Annotated in this window: 17 protein-coding genes and 1 tRNA gene; 11 read left to right on the forward strand and 7 right to left on the reverse strand. The window is 61.6% G+C overall.

What is annotated here, in order from left to right; translation table 11 throughout:
• Positions 1 to 9: 9 nt before the first annotated feature.
• From ACX80T_RS02300 to ACX80T_RS02315, 4 genes are all read right to left on the reverse strand, one after another.
• On the reverse strand, positions 10 to 1,800 hold the full coding sequence (locus ACX80T_RS02300; RefSeq protein ID WP_019484074.1) for a glycoside hydrolase family 15 protein: 1,791 nt from the start codon (positions 1,798 to 1,800) through the stop codon (positions 10 to 12).
• A gap of 8 nt (positions 1,801 to 1,808) precedes the next feature.
• Complete coding sequence (locus tag ACX80T_RS02305) at positions 1,809 to 1,931, reverse strand: hypothetical protein (protein WP_459303593.1); 123 nt, start codon at positions 1,929 to 1,931, stop codon at positions 1,809 to 1,811.
• A gap of 106 nt (positions 1,932 to 2,037) precedes the next feature.
• Positions 2,038 to 3,528 (reverse strand): S10 family peptidase, encoded by a 1,491-nt coding sequence (locus tag ACX80T_RS02310; protein WP_024476323.1) that lies wholly within the window; start codon positions 3,526 to 3,528, stop codon positions 2,038 to 2,040.
• A 124-nt stretch (positions 3,529 to 3,652) separates the two neighbouring features.
• Positions 3,653 to 5,173, reverse strand: coding sequence for a DHA2 family efflux MFS transporter permease subunit (locus ACX80T_RS02315; RefSeq protein ID WP_019484077.1), 1,521 nt, complete (start codon positions 5,171 to 5,173; stop codon positions 3,653 to 3,655).
• 51 nt (positions 5,174 to 5,224) lie between these two features.
• Between ACX80T_RS02315 and ACX80T_RS02320 the strand changes: the two genes are divergently transcribed.
• A tRNA-Ala gene (locus tag ACX80T_RS02320) sits at positions 5,225 to 5,297 on the forward strand.
• A gap of 160 nt (positions 5,298 to 5,457) precedes the next feature.
• Here the strand turns inward: ACX80T_RS02320 and ACX80T_RS02325 are convergent.
• Positions 5,458 to 6,204 (reverse strand): tyrosine-type recombinase/integrase, encoded by a 747-nt coding sequence (locus ACX80T_RS02325; protein ID WP_019484078.1) that lies wholly within the window; start codon positions 6,202 to 6,204, stop codon positions 5,458 to 5,460.
• Between the two features lie 21 nt (positions 6,205 to 6,225).
• Between ACX80T_RS02325 and ACX80T_RS02330 the strand changes: the two genes are divergently transcribed.
• The 6 genes from ACX80T_RS02330 (at position 6,226) to ACX80T_RS02355 (ending at position 12,499) form a co-directional block, all read left to right on the forward strand.
• Complete coding sequence (locus ACX80T_RS02330) at positions 6,226 to 6,429, forward strand: hypothetical protein (protein WP_133185400.1); 204 nt, start codon at positions 6,226 to 6,228, stop codon at positions 6,427 to 6,429.
• Positions 6,430 to 7,543: 1,114 nt separating this feature from the next.
• Positions 7,544 to 7,954 carry a four-helix bundle copper-binding protein gene (locus tag ACX80T_RS02335; RefSeq protein ID WP_024476322.1) on the forward strand — a complete coding sequence of 137 codons (411 nt, stop codon included), beginning with the start codon at positions 7,544 to 7,546 and terminating at the stop codon, positions 7,952 to 7,954.
• A gap of 36 nt (positions 7,955 to 7,990) precedes the next feature.
• Positions 7,991 to 8,587, forward strand: coding sequence for a DUF305 domain-containing protein (locus tag ACX80T_RS02340; protein WP_116777970.1), 597 nt, complete (start codon positions 7,991 to 7,993; stop codon positions 8,585 to 8,587).
• 273 nt (positions 8,588 to 8,860) lie between these two features.
• Positions 8,861 to 9,184, forward strand: coding sequence for a heavy-metal-associated domain-containing protein (locus ACX80T_RS02345; protein ID WP_024476321.1), 324 nt, complete (start codon positions 8,861 to 8,863; stop codon positions 9,182 to 9,184).
• Positions 9,185 to 9,233: 49 nt separating this feature from the next.
• Positions 9,234 to 11,378 (forward strand): heavy metal translocating P-type ATPase, encoded by a 2,145-nt coding sequence (locus tag ACX80T_RS02350; protein WP_019484083.1) that lies wholly within the window; start codon positions 9,234 to 9,236, stop codon positions 11,376 to 11,378.
• A 245-nt stretch (positions 11,379 to 11,623) separates the two neighbouring features.
• Positions 11,624 to 12,499 carry a potassium channel family protein gene (locus ACX80T_RS02355; protein WP_019484084.1) on the forward strand — a complete coding sequence of 292 codons (876 nt, stop codon included), beginning with the start codon at positions 11,624 to 11,626 and terminating at the stop codon, positions 12,497 to 12,499.
• Positions 12,500 to 12,793: 294 nt separating this feature from the next.
• On the opposite strand, the gene ACX80T_RS02360 is transcribed toward ACX80T_RS02355, so the two are convergent.
• Positions 12,794 to 13,159: a hypothetical protein gene (locus tag ACX80T_RS02360; RefSeq protein ID WP_019484085.1), complete on the reverse strand. Its 366-nt coding sequence runs from the start codon at positions 13,157 to 13,159 to the stop codon at positions 12,794 to 12,796.
• A 360-nt stretch (positions 13,160 to 13,519) separates the two neighbouring features.
• Entirely contained in the window at positions 13,520 to 14,086 is a 567-nt protein-coding gene (locus ACX80T_RS02365) for a DM13 domain-containing protein (protein WP_019484086.1), read from the reverse strand.
• Positions 14,087 to 14,295: 209 nt separating this feature from the next.
• Here ACX80T_RS02365 and ACX80T_RS02370 point away from each other — a divergent pair, with 209 nt between their 5' ends.
• Genes ACX80T_RS02370 through ACX80T_RS02385 form a run of 4 tightly spaced genes read left to right on the forward strand, consistent with a single transcriptional unit; the run spans position 14,296 to position 18,554 of the window.
• A complete protein-coding gene (locus ACX80T_RS02370) occupies positions 14,296 to 15,420 on the forward strand; it encodes a LacI family DNA-binding transcriptional regulator (protein ID WP_116777969.1) in 1,125 nt (374 codons plus the stop codon).
• Positions 15,417 to 16,370: a carbohydrate ABC transporter permease gene (locus tag ACX80T_RS02375; protein ID WP_024476320.1), complete on the forward strand. Its 954-nt coding sequence runs from the start codon at positions 15,417 to 15,419 to the stop codon at positions 16,368 to 16,370. Before ACX80T_RS02370 ends, ACX80T_RS02375 begins: the two co-directional genes overlap by 4 nt.
• Positions 16,367 to 17,206, forward strand: a complete 840-nt coding sequence (locus ACX80T_RS02380) for a carbohydrate ABC transporter permease (protein ID WP_019484089.1) — start codon at positions 16,367 to 16,369, stop codon at positions 17,204 to 17,206. The genes ACX80T_RS02375 and ACX80T_RS02380 overlap by 4 nt, the downstream gene beginning before the upstream one ends.
• 52 nt (positions 17,207 to 17,258) lie before the next feature.
• Entirely contained in the window at positions 17,259 to 18,554 is a 1,296-nt protein-coding gene (locus ACX80T_RS02385; protein WP_019484090.1) for an ABC transporter substrate-binding protein, read from the forward strand.
• Positions 18,555 to 18,581: the final 27 nt, after the last annotated feature.

The following is an 18,581-nucleotide window of genomic DNA, read 5'->3' on the forward strand; positions in this document are numbered from 1 at the left end:
TGGGTGGCGCTACTCGCCGTCGGACAGGGATAGCGCGGCGGTGATCAAGGCCAGGTGACTCAGACCCTGCGGCAGGTTACCCATGAACTCGTGCCGGTCATCGGCGTCGATCATTTCGGCCAGCAGGCCGACGTCGTTCGCCAGAGGTAGCAGTTCGTCCATCTGGGAGCGTGCCTCTTCCTTGCGTCCGACCAGGGCCAGGGCAGCCACCATCCAGTAGGCGCAGGCGACAAAGGTGGATTCCTCGTCCTGCATGCCGCTGTACCGGTAGAGGAGGGGGCCAGCTCCAAGCTCGCCCCGCAGGGCATCAATGGTTGAGGACATTCGCGGTCCGCGCTCGTAGCCGCTGATGGCGTGCAGCAGGATCGAGGCGTCCAACTCCTGGGAACCGGGATACCAGACGTAGCTCTGGCGGTCTTCCGACCAGCAGTTCGCTTCGACCCAGTCCCGGATCCGATCGCGCTCGGCCCGCCAGCGCTCGGCGGGTCGTTGCAGTTGCCCGGCTTCGGAGAGTTTCACAGCACTATCCAGTGCATGCCAGCAGCCCAGCTTCGAGGTGGTGTAGTGCCGCTCCTCGGGGAGTTCCCAGATGCCGGCGTCGCGCTGTTGCCAGGTATCGCACGCAAGATCCGCTATGTCCGCGAGCTGGCGGGACGTGGTGGGGTCCAAGACGTGCCCGGCCTCGACGTACAGTCGCACAATGTCGAACAGGTCCCCGAAGACGCCCAGCTGAAGTTGGCCAGCTGCAGGGTTCCCGTCGACCACCGGGCCGATTCCTCGCCAGCCGGAAAGATCCGGGGTGCGTGTGCCTGCGGGGATCTCTCCGTTGAGGCGGGTGAAGACCTGCAGGTCCCTGCCCTGGGTGCGAAGGTTTTTGAGCATCCAGGACACCGCGGCGTGGACTTCCTCGCGCACTCCGGTCCGGACCAGCGCATGAAGGGTGTAGGCGGTGTCCCGCAGCCAGGTGTACCGGTAGTCCCAGTTCTTGCCGCCAGCCCTGCTCTCGGGTAGCGACGTGGTCGCGGCTGCGGCTATTGAACCGGAGGGGCTGTGGATCAGCAGCTTCAGGGCCAGGGCGCTCCGGAGCACCTGGTCGGCGTAGGGTCCGTCGTAGCTGAACTCTCTGGACCAGGTCTGCCAGTTGGAGATGGTTCGTTCGATGCCGGCGTCCACTGATTGGGGATCGGGGAGTGGCAGGGGCTCGTCGTGGGTGGAGATGACAGCGATGAGGTGGCGTGAGCCGGGATCGGTGGTGAGGGCCCCGGAAATTGCCTGACCCTCGATGGTCACATCGCCTTCGTTGATGCCGCGGACGCCCAGCGCGGTGCCGTCGACCATCAGTACTGCGCCGTGGTCGGTGGACTGGACCCAGGGTGAGGCGGTCTGGAAGCAGTTGCCGGGCCGGACTGCCCAGCGCATCGGCACGTTCCCGGTCAGGCCCTCGATTCGCCGGGCCAACTCGCCCCAGGGCAGTCGACCTGCCACGCCCGTGTTCAGGGAATCGGTGACCTGGACGGTGCCGGACCTGGTGGTGTAGATGGTGGCCAGGACGTTGGTGCCGTCCACATAAGCCCGTGTGGCGGTGAACGGTTCAGCCGGGCACAACTCCAGCGCGCCGCCGTCGTCGGCGTCCAGCAGCCGGGCGAACGCAGGGGTGGAGTCGAGGTCGGGGGTGGGGTACCAATCGATCGATCCATCGTGGGCGATCAGGGCAACCGTTCGCCCGTCGCCGATTGCTGCATAGGAACGCAGGTCAACGTAGCCGTCTCGGCGGTCGGCTAGCTCATTCGGATCAATCATCCAGTGGGCTAGTGGCCCTGATTTTTGTTGTACCGGGTCTTGTTGGCGCGGGTGTTCTCGTTATTGCCACGTCGATTTTTGAGCAGCTTGGAGGCAATGACGGGGACGAGGGTCCACAGGATTCTCTTCATCAGCACGACATGTTCCTTATCTATTGGAGGACCGAGGGTTTCCACGGGAAACCTAAGTCTACTTATAGTTTGGCTTGAAGGAAACTGGGAACGGCCCGCATAGCGGCTAGCCGGCGTGCGTCACGAACTCCTTCAGCGCCGCCAACTGCGTCAACCGGCACTCAGGCTTCAGGTACATCATGTGACCGGCCTCGTGATAGTGGTGCGTGAATCGGTCTTTCATCTGGTCCGTCAGATTCATGTGGGCGAACACGTATTCGGCCGCGAAATGCGGAGTGGCGCCGTCCTGATAGCCGTAATCCACGTGGACGCGGAGGGAGGGGTTGTGCACCAGGAGCCGCTCAAGGGTGTGACTCACATCCACGGGTGCCCCCTCGAAGGTCTTGTAACTCCACGGGTGCACCCGGGCAGTGAGCACCTCGTAGGGCAGGTCATTTTCGTAGCCAAGTTCGGCGCGCACGTAGTGGTTCATGGCTGCCGCGTACGGACCGGTGATGGCGCGGATGCTCGGGTCATCGGTCATAGTGGAGCTCTGCAGGCTGGCGGGCTGCGCCGTGAACCGCCCGTCAATCCGGCCGACCGCAAGCCCATCCGCGCGGAGCAGTTCCGCGGCAAACTCACCGTACTGCCACCGCAGGTTGGTGCGGCGGACAAAGGCCTCGTCGAGGGTGGTAATCGCGGCCAGTCGGGCGACGACGTCGTCGTACTCCTCAGCGCTGAGTCGGCTGCCCTGCGTCAGGGCGTACCCGTAGTCGCGGGCGGCAAAGGTTTCGGCTTCACTGACGACGTCGGCGAGGTCGCGCCCCGGGTGGCGGCCGTGGAAGTGGGCGATGGCCGCGTAGGTGGGGATGTGCAGGGCGTACGGGAGGTCACTGCCGGGAAAGAACCGCAGCGTCGACATGTTCAGGACCGTGGAGATGAGGCCCAGGCCGTTCACAGCCATGCCGTAGGCGTCGAACAGCCGGCCGGCGACGGCGACGGCCCGGAGGGTTCCGTAGGATTCGCCGACGAGGTACTTCGGTGCGAGCCAGCGGTTGTTGCGGGTGGTCCAGAGCCGGATGACCTCGGCCACCAGATCGCGGTCTTCGATGAACGCGTGGAACTCGTCCGACTTCTCGCCTTCGACGACGCGGGAGAAGCCGGTGTTGACGGGGTCGATCATGACCAGGTCGCTGTGTTCAAGGAGTGTCTCGGGGTTGTCCACCAGCCCGAACGGTGCGGGAGTCATGGCTCCGGTATCGCCGGAATCGACCCGACGTGGGCCGAGCAAACCCAGGTGAAGCCAGATTGACGCCGAGCCGGGACCGCCGTTGAATGCGAAGGTGACCGGTCGAGTGGGAGTCTGGCCGTCGTCGTCGGGCTCGGTGTCCTTGGTGTAGGCCACGATGAAGATTTCGGCCTTGGGCTTGAACCCGTCGGACTTCCCGTCCTTCGTTTCCTCCCGGCGCAGGACCAGTCGGCCGGTAGTGCTCGTGTACTTCAGGCCCGACGCTGTGGTGTGCTGCCGGATGGCGAAGTCGTCGGTGACTTCCTTGACTTCTTTGACCTTCTCGGAGGTTGCGGAGTCTTCGATAGTTTCTGCGGTGTCGTCAGCCATGACTAGAGCGTACAGGTAGTTCCCAGAGGCAACCACTCCGTGGTGTCCGCCGTCGTCGGCCATCCCGATGTCCAGGTTGGCCCCGCGTGTCCGGGTTGCTCACCAAGGGGCCGCCCCGAAGTGGCTACTTTGCTGCGTTTGGCGACGTCGGGACGCTCGACGGCGATTCGTCGTCTGCCCAGCCGGTCCGGAGCTGGGGGCGGGCAAAGAACAGGGCGGCGCCGAGTCCGATGAGGATCACCGTGGCCGGCAGGAAAAGGGACTGGCCCATGGCCGCCGCATATCCGGGCTGTAGTGCTTCGGAGAGCTGCTGTCCGGGCACGGCTTCGGCTCCGCCGTCGCCAATGTTGGCAGCCAGGCGGGTGAGCATCATCGCCGCAATGGCAGAGCTCCCCAGGACGGCCCCCACCTGCCGGGTGGTGTTGTAAACGCCGGAGCCGGCGCCCGCGGAGGACCGAGGCAGGTTGCGGGTAGCCGTCAGGGAAACCGGAGCCCAGATGCCGGCACTCGCCAGGCCGAGCAGCGAGATGGGGAGCAGCAACGCCCAGACGGGCATGTCGGGAGTCATGATGGCGCCTAGCCAGAACAGTGACACCGACATGGCCGAGAATCCGAAGACAGCCATGTATTTGGGGTTGCCGCGCTGGACCAGTCGCCCCACCAGCGGGGCGAGCGAGCCGGAGATGATCGCCATGGGGGTCAGCAGCAGGGCGCCTTCAGTGGGGGAAAAGCCGCGAACGTTTTGGGCGTACAACATCAGGGGGATAGCAACAGTGGTGATGGCGAAGCCCATCGCGAAGATCGAGGTGTTGCCGAGCGAGAAGTTGCGGTCCTTGAACAGCCCCAGCGGCACCAGGGGCTCCTTGCGGTTATAGCGCTGCCAGAGGATGAAGGTCGCGAGCAGGACGACGCCGGTGATGATCAGCGACCAGACCGAAATGGGTCCGGCGATGGTACCCCAGTCATAGGTCTCGCCCTCCTGAATACCAAACACCAGGCAGAACATACCCGCGGCGCTCAGGACCACGCCGAGGAAGTCGAAGCTGTGGCTGTTGGTCGGAAGCCGGGGGACCAGGCGGTAGGCGAGGATCAGGCCGACGACGCCGACCGGTGCGTTGACGAAGAAGATCCACTCCCAGCCCAGCGAGTCGACCAGCAGGCCGCCAAGCACCGGGCCGATGAGGGTGGCGACGCCTGCCACGGATCCCCACAGTCCCATCGCAGCACCCCGGCGTTCCGGTGGGAAAATGCGGGTGATGACGGCCATGGTCTGGGGTGTCATCAGCGCCGCGCCGAGTCCTTGAAGGACCCGGGCCAGGATGAGCATCTCCACTGACCCGGCCATCCCGCACCACACGCTGGCCAGGGTGAACACCGTCAGGCCGGCGAGGTAGATTCGGCGAGGGCCGAACCGGTCGCCGAGGCGTCCGGTGATCAGCAGCGGGACGGCGAACGCCAGAAGGTAGGCGCTGTTGACCCAGACCACGCTGTCGAGGTCGGCTCCTAGTCCGTTCATGATTGCCGGGATGGCCACGGAGACGATGGTCGAGTCAACGAGAATCATGAAGAATCCGATGACCAGGGCCCAAAGTGCAGGCCAGGCGTTGATCTCGGTCTGCTCCTCGGCGGAGCGTTGTGCGGTCATTCTCCGAGGTTACTCCGGCTGCGGGCACCGATTTGCTACAGTACTTTTTGCGGGGCTTTAGCTCAGTTGGTAGAGCGTTTCGTTCGCAATGAAAAGGTCAGGGGTTCGATTCCCCTAAGCTCCACTCTGAAGGCCCTCTGACCTGCGGAAACGTTGGGTGGGAGGGCCTCGTTTCTGTCCTGCGACGGCTCAACCACACGGAAACCACACGCTTTCGGACTATTCCGGATCAGCCTTGGGTGTTGCATTCCGTCCGTCTGGGCCTCAGCGACGGTGGGTGGTATTCACATAGACATGCCCTCCGGTCCGGATAATGATGCGGTCCCAAACTTTTGGAGGACCGCTGTGAGGTCCGGTGACTGGGTTGCCTTGGCGATGTAGTGCTTCTCTGTGATTGCAGTTCCAGAGTGACCCAGCTGTGCGGCGGCTTGCTTGGAACTGTATTCCTGGTCGATGAGAGTGGCAACGGATTTCCGGAAAACATGCGGGGTTACCCATTCGAAGGGTGATCCAGCGCGGGCGTCCCGCCATTGCCTGCGGAAGTTGTGCGGGCTGCGCACAGTTCCCGTGGAAGACGGGAACAGCATGTCTTCGGGTTTGGGCTGCTTGGCTGAATACCTGCGCTGAAGTGTTTGCACGGCAAACGGCGGGACCTTCATCGTGCGGAAGCCGGCTTTTGTCTTCGGGTGGTCTTGCCGGTAGGCACCGCGGCCTTTCTCCATGATGACGGTTCCCGAGATCGTGATGGTCGGCGGTTCTGTTTCAAAATTGACGTCCTTCCAACGGATGGCCAGGACTTCACCAATTCGGGCGCCCGTGGGGAGGAAAATGTCGAGAACATCCAGCAGGTCTAGTGCGCGTGGCCGTCCCTGGTGTGCGGGGTCCTTTTGCCACCCGGCAATGACAGCCCGGAGCTTCTGAACGTCTTCGACTGACAGTGCCTTGACGTCTTTCCTGGCGAATTTGATGGCTCCGACATCCCGAACTGGATTGCTGCGCAGGGCATCGTGCCGGAGTGCGAGACCGATCATGCCGGTCAGAACGATTTTGGAATGACGTGCGGTGGCAGGGTGGTCTGCAGCGACGTTTTTGAGGAACCGGTCAATACGGCCGGTGCTCAGTTCGTGCAGCCGGAGTCCGGCCAGTGCGGGTTCGATGACGCGACTGTAGGTGTCGCGGTAGCCATCGATGGTCCTTCTGCTGGCGCGACCATTGTTCTCAATTTCTTCGAACCACAGATCGCTGAGCTCGGATAGCCGAGTATCTCTGGAAATATCACTTGTGGCAGGGGCTCGCCGGTCTTGGAACGAAGTGACAAGGTTTCGTTCGGCGGCGGCTCCACCGGTTCCCCAGACTTCAGCGGTGCGGGTGATGCCGTCGGTGGCTGGACAGTTCCGGCAAATTTGAGCGGCGTGGTACAGAGCGAGTTACGTGATGCTTTTCAAGAGAGCAAGCGCCGCGGACATGTTTTAGTACGCGAATAATTTGAGCAGCCGAACGGGGAAGAGCTAGTAGCTTGACTGCCGCCTATACCTCTTTGTGGTTGCGCTACGCTTCACGCCTGGGCATGTGGAAACCCTCGACACGGTCTGGGTCGCCTGCTTAATATCCACATCACCGACAGATTTTTACTTGATCCGGAGGCATTGGTAGGAAGCGGCATACGGTGGACCAGGCCGAACAGTGGTTGGAATGTCTCTGGTCAGTTAGCTTACGTTTTACTAGGGTGGTCGTCAGGTGAACAAGACGGGAGGACCCATCACAGTTTCAGCGCTGGGCAGAACGGGCATCACTGTGCAGACGGTGGTGCGCCTCGTGTTGAGCTTTTCGCTCCTTGTCGCGTTTACCTCTTCAGGCACCGCGGCTTTGTGCCTTCCGATGGAACAACACAAGTCCCCCGCGATGGCGGACCATGCGGTGGGTATGGATTTACCGGGGCAGGCTAGCGGCGCTAGTACGACAGTCAGGGCCGTGACACCCACGCATTCCCCGTCGGCACAAACGTGCTGCCATCAACAGGTCAGTGCGACCGAAAGAGTCACAGCGCCGCAGCGTGCGCTACCGGCGGAGCAGGGCGTGGCCTTTCCAGCGCGGCTGGAACTGCTTCCTGCTGATCACAGGTACATGCCGCCGGGATTGTTTGATCCGACTCTTGAGAGGCGCGATCATCTTCGGCCGTCGTTGACGGCTCTATCGATCAGTCGTACATAAACCCCTCTTCCCTGGCATGCCGGTCCCCACCGGCCCGCCATGTCGCCTGTCTCTAGCCGATAGCATCGGCTCCCGGTCGCCCATCGGCGCCCCGTTCGACAACAACAAAATGACCAGCAGCTGACGTAGCTCAGCTGCACCCTGACTGAGGAGAAACCAATGACACATCACGTGAGGTCAATGCTAGATACCTTCCCCAAGGACCTCGGGGGAGTGGATAAGGAAAAGCTCGCTGAATGCATCGAGGCTTGCTTCGAATGTGCCCAGACCTGCACCGCGTGCGCGGATGCCTGCCTGAGCGAGGACATGGTCGCCGATCTAACGAAGTGCATCCGCACCAACCTGGACTGTGCCGATATTTGTGCGGCCACCGGCGCTGTCCTGACCCGTCGCACCGGGTACGACGCGGAACTTACCCGAGCCGTGCTCGAGGCCTGCCGTACGGCATGCAGAGCCTGCGCGGACGAGTGTGAACAGCACGCCGAGATGCACGATCACTGTCGGGTCTGTGCTGAGGCCTGCCGGCGCTGTGAGAAGGCGTGCGAGGAATTGTTGTCTTCGCTCGGTTAGACACCTTTTCCCTAACGGCGATCCAAGGAGCACTTGATGAATTCAGCAGAAAACACGCCAGGTAGTCACCCAGTAAGAGACTCCGGGTGCGAGCATCAGCAAACCGAACCCGGCCAACAGGAAACATCTTCCGCTAAAGACAATGCCCGGGACGGCCAGGACCACTCCAAGGGCGGCGGTTCAGGCAAGATGTATCTAAAGTTTGGCGTCATCCTCCTGATCAGTCTCGGACTGATGTGGGTGCTATCAATGTCGATGGTCCGGTCCATCGATCACTTCTACTTCAACCTAAGCAACTTCTGGATGGCGTTGTTAATGGTTGGGGCGATGGCAATCGTCATGGTCGTGGGCATGTGGTCGATGTTCAAGAACAAAAAGGCGAACATCGCCATGCTGGTCGGATTCGCCGTGCTCTTCGTGGGCGCTTTCTCCCTGGGGCGGACGGAAACCTTCGTCGGCAACGAAGAATTCCTGAAGTCAATGATTCCGCACCACTCCCGCGCCATCCTGGTCTGCCAGGAGTCGAACATCACGGATCCGGAAATAGTGGAACTGTGTGACGCGATTGTGGAGACCCAGCGGGAGGAAATCAGCCAAATGCAATCGATCCTCGATCGATACGCATCCGACTGACAAGGAACACAAGAAGTTGGGGCGCTCTCTGAAGTGAGGGCGCCCCTGTCTACTCACCCCGGTCGCGGTGAGTAACGATGCGGTAAAAACTGATTTTGACATATACCCCTAGGGGGTATACTTTGTGGTAACCGAGCGGGAAGTCCGAGCCCACAAATGGACCGCTTACTCCTTGAAGGTCCCTCACTGCGACTGCAGCCAGCGTGGATGACCCCGGGGTGACTGCACCCGCTGATTCTCGAATAACCATTCCTCGTATTTTGGAGACCCATCATGTGCGGCACTTCTCCGGATCTAACTCTGACTGATACATCATCTTCCGGATGCGCCTGCTGCGCCCCGCAGGACAGCAAAACTAAGACCGCTCCTGCAACTGGCAACATCAGCGCGAGTTTCGGTGTCGCCGGGTTGACCTGCGGTTCGTGCGCGTCCCGGGTGACCTCTGCAGTCGGCGCGATCGATGACGTCACCGATGTCCAGATTGATCTCGTGTCCGGCGGGACCTCCACGGTCACCGTCCTCAGCAACCAGACTGTTCCCGCGGCAGCAGTACGCTCCGCAGTCGAGCACGCCGGGTACCAGCTTTCTAACGCCTGATCTTTTCTCGGGTCCGGGACACGATCCCGTTTGACTGAAGGAAACCACCATGAAACGCCAGACCCCCGCGAACGACGAGACGCACGGCCAGGCCATGCCCACGACGGAACCGACCTCCGCGCTGGATGCCGACCAACACGAAGACCACGGTCACCAAACGCCCGCGGCGGATGCGGACCATGAGGTGCACTCCCACGGCGAGCATGCGGGACACTCCACCGCAATGTTCAAAAACAAGTTCTGGTTGAGCCTGATCCTTGCCGTTCCCGTGGTGCTGTTCAGCCACATGTTCGCCACGATCGTCGGCTACACGCCACCGGACTTCCCCGGTGCCATGTGGATCTCACCAGTCCTGGGCACCATCATTTTCTTCTACGGCGGCGCTCCGTTCCTCAAAGGCGGAGTAACGGAGCTCAAATCCCGGCAACCGGGCATGATGTTGCTGATCGCGATGGCCATCAGCGTCGCGTTCATCGCGTCCTGGATCACGACCCTCGGGATTGGAGATTTCAACCTCGACTTCTGGTGGGAACTCGCTCTGCTGGTCGTCATCATGCTGTTGGGGCATTGGATGGAAATGCGTGCCCTCGGCTCCGCCGCCGGTGCCCTTGACGCGTTGGCCGCGCTCCTACCGGATGAGGCAGACAAAGTCACCGACGCGGGAATTGAAACCGTCCCGGTGAGCTCGCTGGCCACTGGAGATGTCGTCCTGGTCCGGTCGGGGGCCCGGGTACCAGCAGACGGTGAGATCGTCGACGGGACAGCCGAGTTCGATGAGGCGATGATCACCGGTGAATCCCGCACCGTCCAACGGACAGTTGGTGAGACAGTGGTGGCCGGGACGGTAGCAACTGACAACGCGGTGCGGGTTAAGGTGACAGCCGTCGGATCGGACACCACCCTGGCAGGAATCCAGCGTCTGGTCGCTGAGGCGCAGGCATCCTCGTCGAAGGCCCAAGCGCTGGCCGACAGGGCGGCAGCACTGCTGTTTTACTTCGCTCTAGGCGCTGGCATCATCACGTTCATCGCCTGGTTTCTGCTGGGAAGCCCCGATGATGCGGTGATCCGTACCGTCACGGTGCTGGTCATCGCCTGCCCGCACGCCCTCGGGCTGGCCATCCCACTCGTGATCGCCATTTCGACCGAACGCGCGGCGAAGTCCGGGGTTCTGATCAAGAACAGGATGGCCCTGGAGCGCATGCGCACCGTCGACGTCGTCCTGTTCGACAAGACCGGAACCCTCACCGAAGGCCAACACGCAGTTACTGCTACCGTCACCTCCGGAGAAATGACTGAGGGGGAGCTATTGGCTCTAGCGTCAGCCGCGGAGTCCGACAGCGAGCATCCGGTCGCTCGGGCCATCGTTCAGGCTGCCGAGCATAATCAGGAATCGACGGCGTTCGGCTACCGAGGCAGCGGGTTTTCATCCATGACCGGGCGCGGTGTCCGGGCGACGGTCAACGGGTCCGAGATCACCGTTGGCGGGCCGAACATGCTCAAGGAACTTGGTTTGGAGACCCCCTCGGACATGATGGTCACCATTCAGGAATGGGTCGGTCGCGGCGCCTCTGTACTGCATGTGGTTCGCGACGGAGCTGTCATTGGTGCCGTGCGACTCGAGGACCGGGTCAGGGATGAGTCCCGGGCAGCTGTGAAAGCGCTGCAAGACCGGGGCGTGAAAGTTGCGATGATCACCGGGGACGCACGCCAGGTCGCGGACGCCGTCGGGACCGAGCTCGGCATTGATGAAATCTTCGCTGACGTGTTGCCTCAGGACAAGGACTCCAAGGTCGCCGAACTGCAGAACCGCGGACTGAAAGTGGCGATGGTCGGCGACGGCGTGAATGACGCCCCCGCGCTGGCCCGTGCTGAGGTCGGCATCGCCATCGGTGCTGGGACCGACGTCGCAATGGAATCCGCCGGCGTAGTCCTGGCGGGCAACGATCCACGATCAGTCCTGGCGATGATCGACCTATCCAGAGCCAGTTATCGGAAGATGATCCAGAACCTCGTCTGGGCCACCGGATACAACCTGATCGCTGTGCCGCTGGCCGCCGGCGTGCTGGCCTTCGCCGGTTTCGTTCTCTCGCCCGCGGCCGGAGCAGTGCTGATGAGTGTTTCAACCATCGTGGTCGCTTTGAATGCACAGTTACTGCGCAGGATCGACCTCAAGCCAGAACGCATCAGCACCTAGACACCCTGGAAGCGGGTAACGCGTCGGGCCACTGGCCAGCGCGTGGCGAAGCAGGAGGTGAGAGTGTTCCTGTCCCGCGGGCGCGCTGCCACCCGCTATCCTTCTAGGCTCCGCCCGCGTCACTATTGGCATCTTTTCCGCTAAGTAGGCCGGGGCGGTTCAACGGCAGTCTGATGGGTTTTGGCGGGCCGCAATAGCGAGTGAATGAGTGAAGTATCAGTGATCATTGAGAGAGGAACCTTGGAATGGGTGTAGTGCTGACGGTGGTGGGGGTCGCGATCATCCTGTTTGGGCTGATGGACATGTTCCATACCTTGCTGCATCCCAGCGGCCAGGGACGCCTCAGTGGGTTGGTGCTCTCCGGGGCGTGGCGTCTTTCGAAGCTGATGGGGCACCGTCTGGGCTCGGTCGTGGGTCCGGTGGCGATGGTCGCCGTGATTCTGTTGTGGGTGATGCTCCAAAGTGTCGGCTGGGCTCTGATTTACTACCCCCATATTCCGGACGGGTTCATGTACTCACCGGGTGTGGACCAGGCGTCTTACCCTGACTTTAACGAAGCGCTCTACGTATCCTTCGTTACTCTGTCCACCTTGGGCTACGGGGATGTCGTGGCTACTGATACATGGATCCGAGTGGCCTCTCCTCTGGAGGCGTTGACCGGCTTCGCCCTACTTACCGCAGCCTTGACCTGGTTCATTCAGATCTATCCGCCGCTGTCCCGACGTCGAGCTTTGGCACTGGAGATTAAAGGCCTGGCTGATACGGGTTACGCCGAGGCGATCAGGGAGATGGACGCAGCCACCGTCTCCCGGGTCCTGGACTCCCTCACTGCTGAGGTAGTGAAGGTCCGTCTGGACTACATGCATCACACCGAGGGATTCTACTTCCAAGAGCAGAGCCCCGAACTCGCCCTGTCCCGTCAACTACCGTATGTGCTACGTCTGCGTGATGCGGCTTTGGAGCGGCAGGAGGCAGTGGTGCGGCTGAGCGCCCTGCGACTGTCTCTGGCGCTTGACCAGCTCGGGGCTGAACTCAAGGAGAGTTTCCTGCACACCGGGAACAACCTCGAAGAGATCTTCGACGCGTACGCTACCGAACACGGACAGCGCCCCCGCACCTAAAGCCCCAATCGATTCGGTGAATATACGAGGAACCTCAGTCCAGAAGACGACAGATTTCGCGGGCGCCGGCGGCCTGCTCAGGCGTGGGTGAGGGAACCTAGTAATCGGTCATTGGAATCGATGGACGAAAGGCAGCGGTGATGAGCAGCAGGGAAAAGGCATGGACGTTCTGTGCCTTGCCGCGCGCTGGCGTGACCTTCTTAGGACTCATCGCCCTCGTCGTCGGGATCCTGGCTTTGCATGTCTGGATGGGCGGTGACGGACCTTCAACAAGCGGTTCCTTAGCGCAGGGTGCTAGGTGTGGCGGCCCACTAGTGGAAGATCGTAGTGCGCTGCGACATGGGCGAAGTCCGGATCAGGGCCTAGGTTCTCGGATGACAGCTGGCGCAGATCGTTGGACCCAGGAGGCAACCCGTTATCGAAGCGGCGGTCCCAATATGCCCAGCAACGGCCGAAAAGCGTTTTAGACGCGAATGAGATGCCCAACGCCTCGGAACCGTCATCGAGCAGCTGCTGCCTAATCACCTTGGCAAGAAGTGTCGTTACAGCCCGGTTCCCGGCACTAATGGACCCGGCTGTAAGTACTTGCAGTACCTCGGTCATCCCCGCCATCGTGGGGGCCAGTCTTTCGAGTGCCGCGAGCGTGTTGGGATGGTCCATCTTGACCCACGGGTCAAGGCCTCTCAGGAGGCAGACTGGGGTGTCGGTCTCGGCCGTGGCCGTTTGGAAGGTACATCGGCGAGGACGATATTCACCACACGTTTACCACACGGAAACGATGAAATACGGTGACATGTCATGGTTTTTGCAAATCGACAAAACCGTCTAGATTCCGCGGATTTTTGGCACAATGCGAGGTTTTGGCAGGCATAGAAATAGGCCGTCCCCTGAAAAAAGGTCAGCGGTTCAATTCCCCTAAGCTCCACTTTCAAGGATCTTCATCCCAGTAGCTGTGCCGGAGGAATGCCACGCGCGGTCAACGACGCGGCCGCCCCGCCTGTCCTTGGCCCAGGACGAAACTTATCCCCTCAATTCGGCGGCGGCGAAGGAGACAGCGAAGCGTTCGCACCAGATACTGACCGAGCTATAGGCGGCCAGATCTACCCCGGACGGGATGGCGTAGTTGTGGTTGCCTTTGTTGGCTTTGAGAGCACCCAGGTCAAGGTAGGCACCGTCGTCAAAGACATGCCACCCGTCAACTCCCTCGATTACGGGGGCGTCGGTAAGCCACACCCGAAGGTCCGGGCCGTCGGAGGTGTCCAGGCCTTCGAACCTCAGGATCTGGCTCCCGTCGGCGAGTTCAATGATCTTCGCGGTACCGGTGCTGGCATGTTCGTGACTGATCAGGTCACCCGTAAGAAGTTCACGAGGAGCGATCGGGGAGGGCTCAACCGATGGCTGGGAGGGCTCAACCGATGGCTGCCCGGATTGGGCGGGCGCAGAGGTGAAAGTCTCCGTAACGGAAGGAATGTCCTCGGTCACGGTTGAACTTGTGAATATCCGCCACGGCTGGAACAGATACAACCCGACGGCAACAACCGCGAAGGCCAACAGGACCACAATCGGAACAACAATGCGTCTGTTCATGCCTTTCCAACGATCGTGTCGATGCCCAAGTTCCGGTTAGAACCGGGCATGGCCACGGTCTTGGTGTTCAGGACTGGCCAGCTGGGGCATCGATCGTGGCACTTGGCAGAAACCAGTCGATTCGGGTGGTCTCACGCACGGCCTCGAGGGGAATCAGTAAACACTATCCGGACGTCCAAGGGCGCTTTTCTTGACACCAGCGCGCGTCAATGGAATTATCTCGTGCATTCACTGTAAACGTTTACAACACTCGAGGGAGAGCGTTGGTCCGGGTCACTATCACGCAGGTTGCCGTACATGCCGGTGTGTCCGTTGCGTCTGCTTCACGGGCGTTGAACGGTCAAATCGCGAGCGCCAAGACCATAGCCAAGGTGCAGCAAGCCGCCGAAGAACTCGGGTATGTTGCCGACGCGACGGCGCAGTCGCTGAAGCTGGGTCGCACGAACCAGCTCGCCTACGCTGTCGCCGACATCGGCAACCCCGTCTACGTCGAGATGATGACCGCGATCGAACGCGTCGTCTCCGCTTCCGGCTACCGGCTGGTGCTGTCATCGACGGGCACGTCCTCCTCATCCGTCGACGTGGTGCGGGACCTCGGCAGAGGATATGTCGACGGCATGATCCTCTCGCCACTACGCGTCACGGATGAACTCCTCGCAGCACTCGCAAAAACACCGACGCCGGTCGTCGTCCTCGGACGGTTGCCTGACAGCGCCAAATTGGACACCGTGCGCGCCGATTCGATCACAGCTATGCGCCTTCTCGTAGACCACCTCGTCGAGGAGGGTCGGGGGGATGTCGTGTTCGTGAACGGTCCCAGCGACACCACCCCGGGCGCCCTCCGACGCGATGGGTTTGCTGCTGCGGTCGCTGCGCACCCGGCCATCTCGGCGCGCAGCGTCGGCGCGGACGACTTCACTATCGCGGCGGGCTACGCCGCAGCGCTCCAGGTCCTACAGGAACGCCCGCGTCCTGACGCTATCGTCGCGGCGAATGACCTGATCGGCATCGGCTCAATCCAAGCAGCTACAGACCTCGGGCTGACCGTCCCCGGCGATATTGCGATCACCGGCGTCGACAACACCGAACTAGCAGGAGTTATTCGCCCAGGTCTCACCAGCGTCGACCTCGGCGCAGAAGAACGTGGTCGCGTCGCGGCGCAGTTGCTGCTCGCGCGGATCGTGGAACCGAATCGTCCAGCACATACAGTTACCGTCGCACCTTCGCTGGTCGTCCGCGGATCATCCCTCGCGCGCAGTCAGGACCCCGCCGCATCACCTCCCAGCCACCGCACCGAAGCCATTGATTTCAACGACGAGAGGGCCGCCCGATGAGCACTAGCGCCACAAAGGCCCCGCGCGAGGTGAAGAAGACACCGCGCGCAGTGAACCGGGTCGGTTACCGCGCTCGCGCGCAACGTCGAGAAGCCATCGGCCTGGTGGTTCCGGCGCTCCTTCCAATCATCATTTTCTCCGTCATCCCGCTGGTGAGCGGTGTAGCTCTCGGCTTCACCGATGCCACGCTGAGGCGGAATGCCGAGATTAACTTCATCGGTTTCGGAAACTTCATCGAACTCCTCGGCGATCACCGCTTCTGGGGATCGTTTGGAATCGGCATTGTCTGGGCAGGGTCGGTCGCGCTCCTCACCCTCATCTGCGCGATGGGTCTGGCCCTCCTGCTAAACAGCGATTTGCGCCTGAAGGGTCTCACCAGGGTGCTGGCCCTGATCCCTTGGGCGATGCCGCCGGTGGTCATTGCGATCGTGTGGCGGATGATCTACAACCCCAATTCGGGTCCACTCAACGGAGTGCTCGAATCGGTCGGCATCCCGGGCGTCAACTGGCTCGGTGACTTCTCGACGGCGTTGCCCGCAGTGATCGTCGTTGGTGTCTGGGCGGGCATCCCGCAAACAACCGTGCTGCTGCTGGCGGGGATGCAGTCGGTCTCATCCGAGCAGCATGAGGCTGCGGCGGTCGACGGCGCCGGCGCGTTCCGCCGGTTTTGGCACATCACCCTCCCCTCCCTTCGCCCCATCATTTTTGCGGTGACAGCCCTCGACTTTATCTGGCAGTTCAACTCCTTTGGCCTCATCTATGTCCTCACCGAGGGCGGTCCCGGAGGTCGCACGATGATTCCACCACTGTTCACCTATCTGGAAGCCTTCCGTAACCGTGAAATCGGATACGCCTCGGCGATGGGCGACGTACTCGTGATCGCGATCATGCTGATCCTGTCGCTTTACCTCGTCAATCAGTTCCGCCAGACGAAGGGAGCACGCTCATGAATTTCAAGCGTCCCTGGTACGCGACCGTGCTGATGTACACCGCCTTGACGGCGTTTCTCCTCTTTCTCGGCTTCCCGCTGCTGTGGCTGCTGTCCGCCTCGTTCAAGTCGTCGGCGGAACTGAACTCGCTCGCCGTCAACCTCTTGCCGGCCGTATGGGACTTCAGCAATTACGGTTCCGCTTTGGAGCGCCAGAACCTATTGCCAGCGGCTGGCAACTCCTTGATGGTGTCGCTTGCAACGATGATAATCACGGTGCTGCTGTCGATGCCGATGGCTTACGCCCTCGCTCGCCTCAAGGGGCGGCTGCGCGCCGCTGGCACAATCTGGATCCTTACCAGCCAGGTATTCCCATCGATCCTCATCATCATCCCGTTGTTTCTGGTGCTGCGTTCGATCGGCCTCAACGACACTTTGCTAGGTCTGATCCTGGTGTATGTCACCTTCACCTTGCCCTTCACCCTGTGGATGCTGCAGGGCTATGTGGCGGCGATCCCGGTCGAACTTGAGGAAGCCGGTGAAATGGATGGGGCCTCCCGCATCACGATCCTGCGGACGATCATCCTCCCGCTGCTGGCACCGGGACTTGTTGCGACGGCCATGTTCACCTTCGTCTCGGCCTGGAACGAGTTTTTCCTCGCGCTCGTCCTATTGCAGAGTCCGGAGCTCTATACGCTTCCAATCGCCCTGCGTTCGTTCCTGGGCGCCGAAGGACAGACGCAGCTAGGCCCACTGGCCGCCGGGGCGATCCTCGCGACGATTCCGTCGCTCATCATTTTCACCATCCTGCAGAAGAAGCTGACCGGCGGAATGCTCGCCGGTGCAGTCAAAGGCTGAACCTGCCCATTAGAGAATCACCAAGCGCATCACAACTAGAAAGGCGAGCATCATGAAAAAAATCCGAGGCATAGGCGTCGTCGCGTTCGCGGGCGTAGCCGCTCTCGCCCTGAGCGGTTGCCAGCAGGGCAGTGCAAGCAATGGATCGGACGGGGACGAAGGTGGCGCAGTCACACTCCAGTTCCAGTCGCTGTCCGACCAGCCCGCTACTCAGGACGCCGTGAAGTCGATCGTCGACGAGTGGAACGGGGAGAATGAAGATGTTCAGGTCGAGATCGTCCAGGCCGGATGGGACGGGACATTCGACAAGCTCATCACCCAGTTCACCGGCGGAACGGCGCCAGACATCATTCACTACGAGGCGAGCTCCATAGTCTCCTTCGCGTCCGACGGCTACCTTGCCGATCTGACCGACCACATCGACGACGATCTGAAGGCCGACATCTCAGAGGGCATCTGGGATTCCGTTACCCAGGACGGCGAGATTATCGCGTACCCGTCGACACTGCAGTCATACATGGTCTTCGCCAACGCCGACCTTCTCGAGGCCGCGGGTGTGGAGATGCCCAGCGGCGACACCATGACGTGGGAGGAACTGCGGGAGATCGCCCAAGCGACGACCACGGGCGGCAACTACGGCCTCGGATGGGGTCTTGGATCGCCGACGGCGACGATGATGAGTCTCTCGCTCGGCTTCGACGGCGGCTACTTCGAGGGCGAAGGCACCGATGCATCTATCGAGGTCGGTGACGCCGAGCTCGCTGTACCGGAGCTCATCCATGAGATGACCTACACCGACGAATCAGTCGAGCCCACGTCGCTAACGCAGTCCGGATCGGAGGTGCTGGCGTCGTTCTACGGCGGCAAGGTGGCGATGACCGTGCAGGGCTCGTTCCAGGCCACGAACATCGCCAACGACGCCCCGGAGGGTCTTAACTGGGTCGCGTTGCCTCCGCTTGAGGGTTCAGCCGGTGCCATCCAGGCCGCGAATCCGCAGACCTATTCGGTGAATATCGATTCGGAGTATGTGGAGGAGTCGGCCGAGTTCCTCAACTTCTTCACAAGCGGCGAGAACCTGGCTCAGATTGCCTACGCCGATGCGCTCATCCCGTCGTCCGACTCGGCCCGGGCCGAGGTTGAAACGCTGGCAGCGGACAACCCCGCCTGGACCCAGGTGCTGGCATCCGGAGACGGCCTCGAGGGACCCCCGTTCCTCAAGGTGGAGAAGTACACGGAGTGGAAGGACACCATCGCCACGCCCGCCTTCCAGCAGTACCTGGCCGACCAGATCACCCGCGAAGAGCTGGCCACCCAGCTGACCGACGGCTGGACTGACATCGCCGACTGATGATGCGCGGGGGTGAGCCACCGGTTC

It is taken from the genome of Arthrobacter sp. Sr33, assembly GCF_054511195.1.

What these genes read in the sequence shown, in the direction of transcription:
- ACX80T_RS02300 (WP_019484074.1), bottom strand. Translation starts at nt 1,800, where the DNA reads ATGATTGATCCGAATGAGCTAGCCGACCGCCGAGACGGCTACGTTGAC.
- ACX80T_RS02310 (WP_024476323.1), bottom strand. Translation starts at nt 3,528, where the DNA reads ATGGCTGACGACACCGCAGAAACTATCGAAGACTCCGCAACCTCCGAG.
- ACX80T_RS02315 (WP_019484077.1), bottom strand. Translation starts at nt 5,173, where the DNA reads ATGACCGCACAACGCTCCGCCGAGGAGCAGACCGAGATCAACGCCTGG.
- ACX80T_RS02370 (WP_116777969.1), top strand. Translation starts at nt 14,296, where the DNA reads ATGGAATTATCTCGTGCATTCACTGTAAACGTTTACAACACTCGAGGG.
- ACX80T_RS02385 (WP_019484090.1), top strand. Translation starts at nt 17,259, where the DNA reads ATGAAAAAAATCCGAGGCATAGGCGTCGTCGCGTTCGCGGGCGTAGCC.
- ACX80T_RS02350 (WP_019484083.1), top strand. Translation starts at nt 9,234, where the DNA reads ATGAAACGCCAGACCCCCGCGAACGACGAGACGCACGGCCAGGCCATG.
- ACX80T_RS02345 (WP_024476321.1), top strand. Translation starts at nt 8,861, where the DNA reads ATGTGCGGCACTTCTCCGGATCTAACTCTGACTGATACATCATCTTCC.
- ACX80T_RS02360 (WP_019484085.1), bottom strand. Translation starts at nt 13,159, where the DNA reads ATGGACCATCCCAACACGCTCGCGGCACTCGAAAGACTGGCCCCCACG.
- ACX80T_RS02340 (WP_116777970.1), top strand. Translation starts at nt 7,991, where the DNA reads ATGAATTCAGCAGAAAACACGCCAGGTAGTCACCCAGTAAGAGACTCC.
- ACX80T_RS02365 (WP_019484086.1), bottom strand. Translation starts at nt 14,086, where the DNA reads ATGAACAGACGCATTGTTGTTCCGATTGTGGTCCTGTTGGCCTTCGCG.
- ACX80T_RS02380 (WP_019484089.1), top strand. Translation starts at nt 16,367, where the DNA reads ATGAATTTCAAGCGTCCCTGGTACGCGACCGTGCTGATGTACACCGCC.
- ACX80T_RS02325 (WP_019484078.1), bottom strand. Translation starts at nt 6,204, where the DNA reads ATGATCGGTCTCGCACTCCGGCACGATGCCCTGCGCAGCAATCCAGTT.
- ACX80T_RS02305 (WP_459303593.1), bottom strand. Translation starts at nt 1,931, where the DNA reads ATGAAGAGAATCCTGTGGACCCTCGTCCCCGTCATTGCCTCCAAGCTG.
- ACX80T_RS02330 (WP_133185400.1), top strand. Translation starts at nt 6,226, where the DNA reads ATGACGTGCGGTGGCAGGGTGGTCTGCAGCGACGTTTTTGAGGAACCG.
- ACX80T_RS02335 (WP_024476322.1), top strand. Translation starts at nt 7,544, where the DNA reads ATGACACATCACGTGAGGTCAATGCTAGATACCTTCCCCAAGGACCTC.
- ACX80T_RS02375 (WP_024476320.1), top strand. Translation starts at nt 15,417, where the DNA reads ATGAGCACTAGCGCCACAAAGGCCCCGCGCGAGGTGAAGAAGACACCG.
- ACX80T_RS02355 (WP_019484084.1), top strand. Translation starts at nt 11,624, where the DNA reads ATGGGTGTAGTGCTGACGGTGGTGGGGGTCGCGATCATCCTGTTTGGG.